Here is a 13444-nt window from a genome sequence, read left to right as displayed (position 1 = left end):
GGAATTTTTCCTTTCGGTTCAAGGCGGCGGAGGGGGCTACGCCACACCTTCGCCGCAATGAACTTCACGAGGTCCGGGCTTGGCCGGCCGATCCGAATGATCCCGGCTTCGTCCCGAATTCGTGTATTTCGGGGCAGGGGTCTCGGGCGCCGAACCATCGCGGATGGTCGGGCCGCTCGCCTCGTCCCGAACAACTGCGGGCCGTCGGAGGAACCGACGCCCTTTTGGATTGACCGCCATGCGCCTGATGGCCTTCGCCGCCGCTTCCCTGGTTCTTTCCGCTGCCCTGTCGGGCTGCGTTTCCGCGAGCGGCGATATCGCGGAGGTGATGAATCCCGAGGACCCGGCCGACGACGCCCATTGCCAGAGCCTTCTCATCCGGCCGGGCGAACTGGTCTACGCGCAGTGCCGACTGGCCCTGCGCAAGACCTATCTGAACGACTACAACGCCCGCAAGGCGGTCCTCGCCCAGCGCTACGGCCCGGTGACGGGCACCCTCGACGCGGCGCTGCGCGCCGACGCCTTCTGCAATTACGACGAGAGCGTCAAGCAGGTGACCTCGGGTCTGTCCGACGACGTCGTCGCGTCGACGGCCTATCAGAACTGCGCCAACACCCGCGAGGAACTCGGCGCCGCATTCGTCGCCGCCACGGGACAGCCCGCCGAGGCGCTCGTCGAAGCCGAGCGCGGCATGGTCCTCGATCAGAACCGGGCCGCGATCCGCGAAGCGCACGTCGTCATCAAGGGACCGCCGGGTTCGGTGCTGACGACCGAGGCCGAGGTGGCGGAGCGGGGAGGGATGGCACCCGCGGTGCCGGCCGAAATCCTGCCGCCGGCCCCGCTCTCCCGCTGAGGGGATGGCGAGCCGGCAAATAATTCCCAAGAAAAGATCCGGTCGTTGCTTGCAGCGGTTGTGCCGCACGCCCGCAGCGGCGTCGCCGATTCGTGGCCTTCGGGCATCCGCAGCGAGTCGCCCCGGCTTCTCCCTCGCCAGCCAGACCGTTGATTTCCAACGGTGCGATTTGCCGGCGGATGCGGCACGTCCGCCACGCCCCCTCGCGAGACGGGCAGGCGTCGCCGCAAATCTCTCGAACCCCTTGCCGACAGGGCTTTCGTGACGCCGGAAAGCAGGTTTGAAACAAATTGTTAACGATACGTAGGTTAGGGTTCTGAGGTTCGGCGGTAACTGTGGCTTTTGGGCACTTGTCGGTAGCGTGTTTTGGCAACAGGTTCCGAACGCACCGGCCGCAAACGCGTCGGGAATTTGAACTGCGGCAACCAACCGACAGACACGAATAGGTAGCTACTATGAAGAAAGTCATCATCGCATCGGTCGCGTGCTTCGCTCTCGCAACCTTCGCTGGCTGCATGGGCAAGGGCATCGGCAAGGGCAAGGGCAAGGCCCCGGTCGCCGAGCCGGTCTACTCCGAGCCGGCTTACGTCACCAAGGGTTGATCCCTGACAGACGTCGGGGAGGCTGCTTGCGGCCTCCCCGTTCTCTTTCGCCGCCCGCGTCAAAACGACCGGCGGCCGTCGGTGACGGAACCGACACAATGCAAGCGCATTCTTGATCCGGTGATCGGAATCGAGATCTTCGGCAAGAAGACAAGCGCTGCGCTCCATGGCTGGAGCATCGATAGCGTGACATGACGCCACGCCGCACCCGGGATCGGGTGCAAGTGCGATGGACGCGTCGTGATTGTTGCTCGACAGACCCGCGAGCCGGTCGGGGTAACCACGTTTCGTTTTCTGGAAAGGCGGCACAATGCTCCCCTCATTTCTTCGGCTTGCGGCCGCGGCTCTTCTGAGTCTCACCGTCGCCGGATGCACGTCCTCGGCCTCCAACCGCAGCACCGTGATGGCCGGAGCGCCGGTGACCACCGCGGGAAGCCTGGTGCAGCCGGCGGCCTATGCCCCGACGGTCAACGAGGCAAAGCCCTATTTCATCTCCTTCCGCGCCCGAAACGCCGAGAGCTATGGCCATACCTTCGTGGTCTTCGGCCAGTTCGACGCGAACGGCCGTGTGCCCTACGATTCGACCGGGACGCTGGTTCCGAGCATGACGGAAGTCGCCGGGCTCCATCCCGCATCGACCAGCGTCATCCCCTACATGGTCGGCCACATCCTCCCGGTCCCCTCCGAGACCGGCGCGAGCGACGGTGACACCGAGCGCCAGTATCTCCTTGCCGAGTGGACGATCCCGCTGACTGCGGCGCAGTATCAGGAGATCGCCGCCTATATCCACGATCTTCAGGACCGCAGTCCCGTCTGGAACGCGGCGACCTACAATTGCAGCGCCTTCGTCGGCGACATTGCCCGCCACATGGGCTTCAAGACGCCGAGCCCGCTGCATCTGCCGAAGAACTACATCAACGATCTTCGCGCGATGAACAGCTGAGGGACGAACGTCCCGACGGCTGGCGTCTCGGCGCTTTGGCCCGGCATCCTCGATGCCGGGTTTTTTGCGTTTCAGGCCACGCTTGCCGGGGCTTGTGGTGCGTGGTCGTGTCCAAACGTCGCGGAACGCCGGGGCCGCTTCGGAAAGAGCGTGATGGCCGACGGAACGACCGGCTTCGAGCAGCGGCGAGGCACCGGCTGGATCCCTCGGCAATGCGCAGCCGGTCTTCGAGGGGCGTTGACCGGGGTGCCCCGGAAAGAGGCTTTCGGCGGTGCCGCCGTACCGTTATCACTGATGGCATGATCGATCGTCTCTGCCGTCTCTTGCTCGTCCTCCTTCTTCTCGCGATCACGGCTGCCGCGCCGGCCCGCGCCGCCTCGCTCGACGCCGGCTTCCGCACGTTTCTCGAAGCCGACATCTGGCCGGCGGCGAGGGCCGAAGGCGTGCCGCGCGGCGTCTTCGACGCGGCCTTCACCGGCGTCTCTGCCGACACCAAGCTGCCTGACCTCGTCCTGCCCGGCGGCAAGGACACCGTCGCCGAGATCAATTTCCAGTCGGAGTTCAAGAGCGGCGCCGACTATCTGTCCGAGCGCGCGGTCGCCGGCAACGCCGCCACGGCGCGAAAGCTTCGGTCGCGCTACGGCGATCTTCTCTCCCGCATCGAGCAGCGCTACGGCGTGCCGGCGCCGATCATCCTCGCCATCTGGGGGCGCGAATCGGCCTTCGGCGCGGCGAAGATCCCGATGAACGCCTTCGAGGTGCTCGGCACCAAGGCCTTTCTCTCGCGCCGGAAGGCGATGTTCCGCGAGGAGCTGGTCGCGGCCTTGAAGATCGTCGCCGACGGGCATCTGAAGGTCTCGGAGATGAAATCTTCCTGGGCCGGCGCCCTCGGCCAGCCCCAGTTCATGCCGACGAAGTTTTTGAAATATGCCGTCGACTTCGACGGGGACGGGCGCCGGGACATCTGGAATTCGGTGCCCGACACGCTCGCCTCGATCGCCAACTACCTGAAGGCCGCCGGCTGGCAGGCCGGCCGCGACTGGGGCTTCGAGGCGGAGATCCCGGCTGCGGTCTCCTGCCGCGGCGAGGGGCCGGACAAGGCGTACAGGATCGGCGATCTGGTGGATGCCGGCGTCTCGCGCGTCGCCGGACGAACGTTCCCGAAAGACGAACTCTCGGCCACCGGCCATCTGTTGTTTCCGGCCGGCCGTCTCGGCCCGAGCTTCGTCGCCACGCCGAACTTCTACGTCATCAAGGAATACAACAACTCCGACCTCTACGCCCTGTTCGTCGGCCATGTCGCCGATCGGATCCAGGGCGCCGGGCCGCTGGTGGGGGCGTGGCGGAAGACCGACCGGCTGACCCGTGGCGACGTCTTCCGGATGCAGGAGAAGCTCGTTGCGAACGGGCGCGACGTCGGCGCGGTGGACGGGCTCGCCGGCTTCAAGACCCGCCGCTCGATCGGCGAGGCGGAGGCGAGGCTCGGCCTGCCGGAGACCTGCTGGCCGTCGAGGGCCCTCGTCGCACGGCTGTGAGCGCCGGCCGGCTGCGCTTTTGCGAGGGCCGTGGCGAGGTCCCGGGCATTTGCCTGTGGATGAAGTAGGGATTCATTAACGAGAGTTGCCAAATCCTTGGGGAAGGGGATTCCTGTCACTACCCTGGGGTAGCGGGCCATAGTATTGACGACATCGTGGATACCCACGGAGAGCAACGAGCAAATGCGTTGCCGCGGCGGGAGTTGCCGGGGAGGCGACTCGGACGGTTCGACCTTGCGAAGGGTCGAACCGTCCTCTGACCCCCATTCATCAAATGCCTTCACATCGCCCGGCCGTCCTGCCTGCAGAGCCCGACCGCATCTGTGGGGTCGTCTTCAGCCGGCGACGGTCTGCACCATGGATGATTCCGTCGTGGCGGGGCCGGGAAGATCCCTGGGGCGACGAGCCGCGGAAGGTGGCCGCTCAGCCGGACTGACCGAGCGACGGGCGTTCAGAGCGCCGGCGGCGTCGTTCCCGCCGCCCGGCAGGCCGAGCGCAGCGTGTTGGCCATCAGCATGGCGATGGTCATCGGCCCGACGCCGCCCGGCACCGGCGTGATTGCCGCGGCCTTCGCCGCCGCCTCGGCGTAGTTCACGTCGCCGACCAGACGGGTCTTCGGCGTGCCGTCCTCCTTCAGGCCCTTTTCCGGCGCCTCGATGCGGTTGATGCCGACGTCGACGACCACCGCGCCGTCCTTGACGTAGTCGCCGGTCAGCATTTCCGGCCGCCCGACCGCCGCGACCAGGATGTCCGCCCCGCGGCAGACGCCGGCGAGATCCTTCGTCCGCGAATGGGCGATGGTGACGGTGGCGTTGGCGGCGAGCAGGAGCTGCGCCATCGGCTTGCCGACGATGTTCGAGCGGCCGACGATGACGGCGTTCTTGCCGGAGAGGTCGTCGCCGAGCACCTCGCGGATCAGCAGCATCGAGCCAGCCGGCGTGCAGGGCACGAAGGCCGCTGCGGTATCGCCCGTCGACAGGCGTCCGACGTTGATCAGATGGAAGCCGTCGACGTCCTTGTCGGGATCGATGGTCTGGATGACCTTGGCCTCGTCGACGTGCTCGGGCAGGGGAAGCTGGACGAGGATGCCGTGGACTTCCGGATCCTCGTTGAGATCGCGCACGACCTTCAGAAGCGTCTCTTCGCTGGTCTCGGCGGGGAGCTCGTGCTTGATCGACTTGAAGCCGCACTCGCTGGCCATCTTCGCCTTCGAGCCGACATAGACCTGGCTCGCCGGATCCTCGCCGACGATGACGACGGCGAGGCCGGGAACCACGCCGGTCTCCCCCGTCAGTTTTGCCACGCCGGCCTTCACGCCATCGACGATCCGTGCTGCGACTGCCTTGCCGTCGATCCGCTGTGCCTCTGCCATGGCGCTCTCCCTGTCGTTTCGGTGCATTGCGTCAGGGAGGGTGATAGTGGCGCGGCGCCGGAATGAAAAGGCGGCGGGCCGGCTTCTGCCGGCCTCAGGCCTTTGCGATGTCCCCGTGCGGCGTCCAGATCGTGCCGTCGATCTTGCCCTGTAGCTCCGGATAGTCGTCGTTGTCGAAGCGCGGCTCGAGCCCGGTCGCTTTCTGGCGGAAATAGTCGCGGGTGAGCTTCACGACCGTTCCGGAAAGCGCGACGATGGCGATCAGGTTGATCGTCGCCATCAGGCCCATCGAGGCGTCGGCGGTGTTGAATACCGTCTCGACCTTCACCAGCGAGCCCCAGACCACCATCGCCAGGAGGCCGATCCTCAGGATCGACAGCCAGATCCGGTTGCCGGCGCGCAGGAAGGTCATGGCGTTCTCGGCATAGGAATAGTTGCCGATGATCGAGGTGAAGGCGAAGAAGAAGATCGCCACCGCGACGAAGATCTGGCCCCAGTCGCCGATGTGGGCCGACAAAGCGTTCTGCGTGAGCTCGGTGCCGGTGACCTCCTGGCCCGGCGTGTAGACGCCCGACAGAAGGATCATCAGCGCCGTGGCGGTGCAGATCACCAGCGTGTCGATGAAGACGCCGAGGCCCTGGACGAGCCCCTGCGAGGACGGGTGGTGCGGATCGGGCGTCGCGACGGCGGCGATGTTCGGCGCCGAGCCCATGCCGGCCTCGTTGGAGAACAGGCCGCGCTTGACGCCGTTCAGCATCGCCGCGGCGATGCCCCCGGTCACGCCGCCCGCCGCCTCCTGAAAGCCGAAGGCGCTCTTGACGATCAGCCAGAGCGTCGCCGGAACCTCGGTGATGTTGACGGCGATCACGTAGATCGCCACTGCGAGATAGGCGACGGCCATGAAGGGCACGACGATCTCGGCGACGTTGGCGATGGAGCGGATGCCGCCGAAGATGACGATGGCCGACAGGACGGCGAGGGCGATGCCGATCCACAGCTTGTCGTAGCCGAAGGCGGCCTCGACGGCATCGGCGATGGAATTGGCCTGGACGGCGTTGAAGATCAGGCCGTAGGCGAGGATCAGGCTGAGCGAGAACAGCCCGCCGAGCCAGGGCAGGCCGAGCCCGTGCGCCATGTAGAAGGCCGGGCCGCCGCGATACTGACCCTCGTCGTTGCGGATCTTGTAGAGCTGGGCGAGGGTCGATTCGGCATAGGCGGTCGCCATGCCGACGAGGGCGACCATCCACATCCAGAAGATCGCGCCCGGCCCGCCGAGGGTGAGCGCCACTGCGACGCCCGCGAGGTTGCCGGTGCCGACGCGGCTGGCAAGCGAGACCGTCAGCGCCTGGAGCGGCGAGATGCCCGCCTTGTCGCCGCCACGGCTGCCTTTGACCACCCGGAAATATTCCGGGAAGTGGCGGATCTGGATGAAGCCGAGACGCAGCGTGAAGAAGATGCCGACCGCAAGCAGGCCGTAGATGAGCACGTAGCCCCAGAAAATGTCGTTCATGAAATTGATGATGGGATCGATAAAGGCCATGCCGGTCTCCGCTGGTGGCCTCGTCGGCCCGTCCTTACGTCAATAGGTTTGATAGACGGGAAGGAAAGAGTCCACTGCCGCCCGAGGGCTTCTCCCCCGCGAAAAATCGGCGGGAGGCGGTTCGGCGGGCGTTTTCGGGCGGCAGGACGGGCGTTGCTTCGAAAAGGTCCGCTGCGGCCGTCTTTCACGGCCACACCGCATGTGGTGCGCGCCGCGACCGCTCACGGTTTGGCGTGAGCCCGGCCGGCACTTGCATTGCAGCCCGTCGGCATGGAAAGGCTCGGGCCGAGTCTGGAAGACTTCGAAAACAAGGACGCGAAATGTACGAAATTCTGGTCAAGGCCCATGGCGGCCTCGCCCTTCTGGCGCTGCTTCTGTCCATCGGCTGGACCGGCGTCGCGCTGACCGCGCCGTCCGGCGCCGTCAGCGCCGTCGGCGGGATGCGCAAGCTGGTCTATGTCGCGGCCGTCGCCCTCACCAGCCTCGTCGGGCTCCTCGGCCTCGTGCTCCTTGCGATGATGCCGGATTGGGCCGGGCAGGCCTTCACCTGGGTCGGCCTCGCCGTCCTCGTCGCCTATCCGATCCTCGGCGCGCGCAGCCGGCGGGCCTATGCGGCGGGCGAGAAGACGACGGCCATCGGCCTGTCGGTCGCCATGCTCGCCCTCGTGGTCCTCGCCTACGGGGTGATGGTGGCGAAGCCGTTCTGAGACTGCGTGTCGTTCCCTCTCAACCTCGTCGACTCGGGCTTGACGCAGCCCTTCTGAAACCGAAGGCCCGCTTCCCTGGCAGTCTCGTCATCCCGAGCCTGATCCAGGATCCTGTGTGGGGGAAGCGACAAGTCGTTTCGGACAACCCGCCGAGCCGATAATGGCACCGTCTCGGCGGGTGAGACGGTTTGGCATGGATCCCGGGTCAAGCCCGGGATGACGAGGTGTTCATGGCTCCGCTCCCTCGATCACGCGGCGACGTCAGTCACGCCGCGAGATCGATCGCGGCTTCCTCGCCGTTCACCTTGACCTGCGTCGGCAGGCCCATCCGGCCGAGCAGGTCGAGGAAGGGCTTCGGCGGCAGATCCTCGACGTTGACCATCTTCTTCACGTCCCAGGTGCCGTCGGCGATCAAGAGCGCGGCGGCCACCGGCGGCACGCCCGCCGTATAGGATATCCCCTGGCTGCCGACCTCGTTATAGGCGTCCTTATGCTCGGCGACGTTGTAGATGAAGACCTCTACGTCGCGGCCGTTCTTCCTGCCCTTGACGAGATCGCCGATGCAGGTCTTGCCCTCGTATTCCGGGGCGAGTTCGGCCGGGTTCGGCAGGCAGGCCTTCACCACCTTCAAGGGCACGACCTCCTGGCCCTCGGCGGTCGTCACCGGCTGCTCGGAGAGAAGCCCGAGGTTCTTCAGCACCGTGAAGACCTGCACGTAGCGCTCGCCGAAGCCCATCCAGAACCGCACGTCGGCGTCCTTGTAGCGGGCGGACAGCGAGTGGATCTCGTCGTGTCCGGTCATGTAGGTCGGGCGCTTGCCGACCACCGGCAGGTCCCATTCGCGCGGGATCTCGAACATCCGGTTGGTCTGCCAGGCACCGTTCTGCCAGGAATAGACCACGCCGGTGAATTCGCGGAAGTTGATCTCCGGGTCGAAGTTGGTCGCGAACCACTTGCCGTGGCTGCCGGCATTGACGTCGACGATGTCGATCGAAGTGATCTCGTCGAGATATTCGTCCTCGGCGAGCCGCGCATAGGCGTTGACGACGCCGGGGTCGAAGCCGGCGCCGAGGATCGCGGTGATCCCGGCCTTTGCGACCTCCTCGCGGCGCTTCCACTCGTAATTGCCGTACCAGGGCGGCGTCTCGCAGATCTTCAAGGGATCCTCGTGGATCGCCGTGTCGATATAGGCCGCACCCGTCTCGATGCAGGCGGACAGCACCGACATGTTGACGAAGGCCGAGCCGACATTGATGACGATCGCGGCCTCGACCTTCCGGATCAGCGCGACCGTCGCGGGAACGTCCAGCGCGTCGAGGCGATGGGCGACGATCACCCCGTCCTTCACCTTCATCGCGCCCTTGTCGCGCACGGACTCGACGATCGCCTCGCACTTCCCGACGGTGCGCGAGGCGATGTGGATCTCGCCGAAGCGGTCGTTGTTCTGGGCGCATTTGTGCGCCGCCACCTGCGCGACGCCGCCGGCGCCGATGATCAGGACGTTGGGTTTCATCGAGGATTTCCCCTTCAGGAGGTTTTTGGCTCCGCCTTACGAGAGGCTGCTTTCAAAGTCGTCATAGGTGAAGTCGCGCACGACCTCGATCCGGCCGCCGAGGCGCTTCACCGCGATCGCCGGCATCTTCACGCCGTTGAACCAGTTCTTCTTGACCATGGTATAACCGGCTGCATCCTGAATGGAGATGCGGTCGCCGATTTCCAAGGGCGTCTCGAAGCAAAAGGTCCCGAAGACGTCGCCGGCAAGGCACGATTTGCCGCAGATCATCACCTCGTGCGGTCCGGTATTCGGCAAGAGCTTGGCGCTCTCGCGATAGATCAGGAGATCGAGCATGTGCGCCTCGACCGAGGAATCGACGATCGCCAGTTCCTTGCCGTTGAACAGGCGGTCGAGCACCGTCAGCTCCAGCGTCGTCGTCCTCGTGATCGCCGCCTCGCCGGGTTCGAGATAGACCTGGACGCCGTATTTTTCGGCGAAGTCCTTCAGCCGCCGGCAGAAGGCGTCGAGCGGGTAGTCCGTGCCGGTGAAATGAATGCCGCCGCCGAGGCTGACCCAACCCACCCGTTCGAACAGATGGCCGAACTTCGCCTCGACCGCGCCGAGCATGGCGTCGAACAAAGCGAAATCGCCGTTCTCGCAGTTGTTGTGGACCATGAAGCCGGAGATCTTCTCGATCACCGCCTCGACCTTCTCCGCACTCCACTCGCCGAGCCGCGAGAACGGCCGGGCGGGGTCGGCGAGATCGAAGGAGGAGGTGGAGACGCCGGGGTTCAGCCGGAGACCCCGGACGATCCCGGCGCTTTCTGCCTCGAACCGCTGCAGCTGCGAGATCGAGTTGAAGATGATCTTGTCGGCATTGTCGATCACCTCGGCGATCTCGTGATCGGCATAGGCGACGGAATAGGCGTGGGTCTCGCCGCCGAACTTGCGGCGTCCGAGCTTCACCTCGTTGAGCGAGGACGACGTCGTGCCGTCCATGTGCCCGGCCATCAGCGGGAACACCGCCCAGGACGCGAAGCACTTCAGCGCCAGGAGGACCTTCGCGCCGGACTTCTGGCGCACCGCGTCCATCACCTGCATGTTGGCGAGCAGCCGCGTCTCGTCGATCAGGTAATAGGGGGTCTGAAGCTCTGCCATGGCCCGCCCGCTTTGCCGCTGGTTCCGGATGAGGGCCGCTGTTTAGGCGAGGGGGGCAGGGGGTGCAAGGGACGGCGGCCGGGAGAGGGCCGGAGGCGGTTCCTCACCGGGCGGCATCAAAGGCGTCCGGTCGGCCTAACCCTCGCGGAACTTCTGCCGGGTGATGATCGCGACGAGGATGGTCAGAAGCAGCGTCGTCGCCATCAGGACGAAGGCGACGGCCGCCGCGCTCGGCCAGTTGTTCAGTTGGAACTGACCGTAGACGAGCGGCGCCAGCATGTTGAAGCTCGGTCCGCCGAGAAGCACCGGCGTCGCATAGGCGTTCATCGCCAGGATGAAGGTCAGGATCGTGCCTGCTGCGATGCCGGGGAGGGCGAGCGGTAAGAGCACGCGGCGCGCCATGGTCAGCGGCGGGGCACCGAGCGAGAAGGCGGCTTCCTCGACGTTGCGGTTGATACCTTCCAGGACGCTCTGGAGCGACAGCACCATATAGGGCAGGTTCACCGCGACGATGCCGACGATCACCGTCCCCTCGGTGTACATGAAGTCCGTCGGGCCATCGGTGAGCCCGAGCTTCATCAGCGTGACGCTGAGAAGGCCGCGGCTGCCGAGAAAGCTCATCCAGCCGGCGGCCCGCACCGCATTGCCGACGAACAGCGGCACGACGATGCCGATGATCATCAGGTTCTTGAAGCGCGACGCCGAGCGGGCGAGGACGTAGGCGAGGGGAAACCCGGAGACGAGGCAGATCGCCGTCGAGATCAGCCCGACCCTCAGCGTCGTCAGATAGGCGCCGAGATAATACGGGCTGGTGAAGAACTCCCCGTAATTGCTCAGCGTGAAGGTCTCGATCATCAGCTCCATCGGGTCGTATTTGTTGAAGCTGTAGCGCAACAGATAGAGCATCGGACCGATGACCCCGAGGCCGGCGATGAAGGTCGCCGGCCCGATCAGGAACGTCGCGGTCAAGATCCTCGGCCTGGAAGCGGCATGCGCGCTCATCGCCCGTCTCCCTAATGTCGGATTGTGGTCACGTTTTATCCTCGAGGGACGGGCGAAGCGCGGTCAGCCGATGAATTCCCGGTCCCACCAGGTCTTCAGCTCCAGATCGTTCTTGGCGAAGAACTCGAAGTCCAAGGGGTTCATCGCTTCGATCTGCTCGGGCGTGAAGCTGACGCGCTCCTGCAGCTCCTTGGGCATCTCGACGTCGGTCGTGCCGGCATAGCCCATGTTCTCGGCGAAGCCGATCTGCGCCTCGGGCTCCAGCAGGGCGTTGAGATAGGCGTAGGCCCCGTCCTTGTTCGGCGCGTTCTTCGGGATGACGAAGCCGGACACGTAGGGCACCATGCCCTCGGACGGCACGGCGGCGAGGACGTTGATGCCGGCCTTCTGCCACTGCAGCGACCGCGCCTTCCACATCGGGCCGCCGTCGATCTCTTCGGTCTTGAGGGCCTGGGCGAAGGCTTCGTTGGTCGGGTAGATGCGCACGCCGGCCTTGCGCAGCTCCATGAGAAGCGCCTTGCCCTTTTCAACGGCGGTGACCGAACCGCCGGCGATCAGAGAGGCGACGGCGATGTTGTGCCGATACTGGATGTCGATGATGCCGAGGCGGTTGCCCATCTTCGGATCGAAGAGATCGGCATAGGCCGAAGGCGCGTCCATCTTGTCCGGATTGTAGAGCAAAACCATGCCCGAGAAGATCTGCGGAATGCCGTAGGGCAGGCGCATGTTGGGCAGAAGCTTGGAGGCGTTGGGAATCTTGTCGAAATCCAGTTCCTCGACCAGGCCCTGCGCGTAGACCTGATACATCGAGCTGTCCTGCAGAGCGTTGGTGTCGACCGAGCCGCGCGGCAGACGGCGCTCGGCCAGCATCTTGGCGCGGCGCTCCGGATCGCCGGCCTGATCCTGGACGATTTCGTAGCCGAGCGGGTTCAAGATCGGCTGGTCAATGTTCTCCGTCAGAAGGCGGGCGTAGTCGCCGCCCCAGGTGCCGACCACGATCCGGCCGCCTGCGGCGAAGGCCGGCATGCCGGGGAGGATGAGGGAGGACGCGGCCACGCCGGCGGTTCCGGCCAGAAAGCTGCGACGGCTGATCGACATGCTCTTGGTTTCTCTGGTCATTTCGTCTTCCTGCTGGTTGTTGACACGAGGGACATGGACCGGACCCGCCTCAAGCGGGCGAGGCGGCGAATACGGGCACGTCGCGCGGGAACGTGACCGATACCTCGTCGCCGACCGAGGCGCCGCTTTCGCGACCCTTGTTGACGACCTGCGCGATGACTCTGTCGGTCTCGTTGAGCTTCACCTCGACGTCGATCGAGCTGCCGAGATAGGAGATCGACGCGACCTTGCCGCGATAGGTGTTGCTCCCGTCGGGGCTCGCGGCGTCCGCCGCATCGGCGCCGAGATGGATGCGCTCGGGCCGCAGCGCCAGCACCGCCTCGCCGGCGAGGCGCCGCTCGGTCTCGACCGCCAGCCCGCCATGGCTGACGAACCGTCCGCCGGAAAATCGCCCCTTGATGAAGCTCGAACGGCCGACGAAGGAGGCGACGAATTCGCTCGCCGGATCGTCGTAGAGTTCGCGCTGGGTGCCGAGCTGCTGGATGCGCCCGTCCTTCATCACCACCATCCGGTCGGCCATGGTCAGCGCCTCCTCCTGGTCGTGCGTCACCATGACCGTGGTGATCCCGAGGCGCTGCTGGAGATTGCGGATCTGGTGGCGCACTTCGTGGCGCAGCTTGGCGTCGAGGTTCGACAGCGGTTCGTCGAGCAGAAGGACGTCCGGCTGGAAGGCCAGCGCACGGGCGAGCGCCACGCGCTGCTGCTGGCCGCCCGACATCTGGCGGGGATAGCGGTCGGCCAGATGCCCGAGCTGGACGAGGTCCAGCGCCGTCGCGACCTTGCCGCCGATCTCGGCCTTCGGGACCTTGTGCATCTCGAGCCCGAAGGCGACGTTCTGGGCGACGGTGAGATGGGGAAACAGCGCATAGTTCTGGAAGACCAGCCCGGTGGAGCGCTTCCACGGCGGCAGCCGCGTCACGTCGGCGCCGCCGACCGTGATGGTGCCCTTCGTCGGCTCGATGAAGCCGGCGATCATCCGCAAGGTGGTGGTCTTGCCGCAGCCGGACGGCCCGAGCAGCACCAGGAACTCCCCGTCGGCGATGTCGAGGTTGACGTCCTCGGTCGCCTGGAAGTCGCCGTAATGCTTGGACAGTCCTTGAAGTTCGACGCCAGCCATA

At 65.7% G+C, this 13444-nt stretch carries 12 protein-coding genes; 5 read left to right on the top strand and 7 right to left on the bottom strand.

All coding sequences use genetic code 11. From position 1 onward, the window contains the following. Positions 1 to 238: 238 nt before the first annotated feature. The 4 genes from LZD57_RS17695 to LZD57_RS17680 all read left to right on the top strand — a co-directional run bounded on the left by LZD57_RS17695 (position 239) and on the right by LZD57_RS17680 (position 3933). On the top strand, positions 239 to 853 hold the full coding sequence (locus LZD57_RS17695) for a hypothetical protein (RefSeq protein ID WP_233720809.1): 615 nt from the start codon (positions 239 to 241) through the stop codon (positions 851 to 853). Between the two features lie 455 nt (positions 854 to 1308). After that, positions 1309 to 1455 carry an ABC transporter gene (locus tag LZD57_RS17690; RefSeq protein WP_163465667.1) on the top strand — a complete coding sequence of 49 codons (147 nt, stop codon included), beginning with the start codon at positions 1309 to 1311 and terminating at the stop codon, positions 1453 to 1455. 310 nt (positions 1456 to 1765) lie between these two features. Continuing rightward, on the top strand, positions 1766 to 2398 hold the full coding sequence (locus tag LZD57_RS17685; RefSeq protein WP_233720808.1) for a hypothetical protein: 633 nt from the start codon (positions 1766 to 1768) through the stop codon (positions 2396 to 2398). 299 nt (positions 2399 to 2697) lie between these two features. Continuing rightward, positions 2698 to 3933, top strand: a complete 1236-nt coding sequence (locus LZD57_RS17680) for a lytic murein transglycosylase (RefSeq protein WP_233720807.1) — start codon at positions 2698 to 2700, stop codon at positions 3931 to 3933. 451 nt (positions 3934 to 4384) lie between these two features. Here LZD57_RS17680 and folD read toward each other — a convergent pair whose 3' ends face one another. Beyond that, positions 4385 to 5305: a bifunctional methylenetetrahydrofolate dehydrogenase/methenyltetrahydrofolate cyclohydrolase FolD gene (folD, locus tag LZD57_RS17675; protein ID WP_233720806.1), complete on the bottom strand. Its 921-nt coding sequence runs from the start codon at positions 5303 to 5305 to the stop codon at positions 4385 to 4387. A gap of 94 nt (positions 5306 to 5399) precedes the next feature. Further along, positions 5400 to 6836, bottom strand: a complete 1437-nt coding sequence (locus tag LZD57_RS17670) for an alanine/glycine:cation symporter family protein (RefSeq protein WP_233720841.1) — start codon at positions 6834 to 6836, stop codon at positions 5400 to 5402. A gap of 329 nt (positions 6837 to 7165) precedes the next feature. Here LZD57_RS17670 and LZD57_RS17665 point away from each other — a divergent pair, with 329 nt between their 5' ends. Beyond that, positions 7166 to 7552: a hypothetical protein gene (locus LZD57_RS17665; protein WP_233720805.1), complete on the top strand. Its 387-nt coding sequence runs from the start codon at positions 7166 to 7168 to the stop codon at positions 7550 to 7552. A gap of 265 nt (positions 7553 to 7817) precedes the next feature. Here LZD57_RS17665 and LZD57_RS17660 read toward each other — a convergent pair whose 3' ends face one another. The 5 genes from LZD57_RS17660 to LZD57_RS17640 form a co-directional block, all read right to left on the bottom strand. After that, entirely contained in the window at positions 7818 to 9065 is a 1248-nt protein-coding gene (locus tag LZD57_RS17660) for a saccharopine dehydrogenase family protein (RefSeq protein WP_233720804.1), read from the bottom strand. A gap of 36 nt (positions 9066 to 9101) precedes the next feature. Next, positions 9102 to 10205, bottom strand: coding sequence for a carboxynorspermidine decarboxylase (locus LZD57_RS17655; RefSeq protein ID WP_233720803.1), 1104 nt, complete (start codon positions 10203 to 10205; stop codon positions 9102 to 9104). Positions 10206 to 10340: 135 nt separating this feature from the next. Further along, positions 10341 to 11207 carry an ABC transporter permease gene (locus tag LZD57_RS17650; protein ID WP_233720802.1) on the bottom strand — a complete coding sequence of 289 codons (867 nt, stop codon included), beginning with the start codon at positions 11205 to 11207 and terminating at the stop codon, positions 10341 to 10343. A 63-nt stretch (positions 11208 to 11270) separates the two neighbouring features. After that, a complete protein-coding gene (locus tag LZD57_RS17645) occupies positions 11271 to 12326 on the bottom strand; it encodes an ABC transporter substrate-binding protein (RefSeq protein WP_233720801.1) in 1056 nt (351 codons plus the stop codon). Between the two features lie 49 nt (positions 12327 to 12375). Further along, positions 12376 to 13443 carry an ABC transporter ATP-binding protein gene (locus tag LZD57_RS17640; protein ID WP_233720800.1) on the bottom strand — a complete coding sequence of 356 codons (1068 nt, stop codon included), beginning with the start codon at positions 13441 to 13443 and terminating at the stop codon, positions 12376 to 12378. Between the last annotated feature and the right edge of the window lies 1 nt (position 13444).

The organism is Jiella avicenniae (genome assembly GCF_021390325.1).
Classification (GTDB): domain Bacteria; phylum Pseudomonadota; class Alphaproteobacteria; order Rhizobiales; family Rhizobiaceae; genus Jiella; species Jiella avicenniae.
The sequence above is the reverse complement of the archived record's forward strand: the minus strand, read 5'-3'. Positions and strand labels throughout refer to the sequence as shown.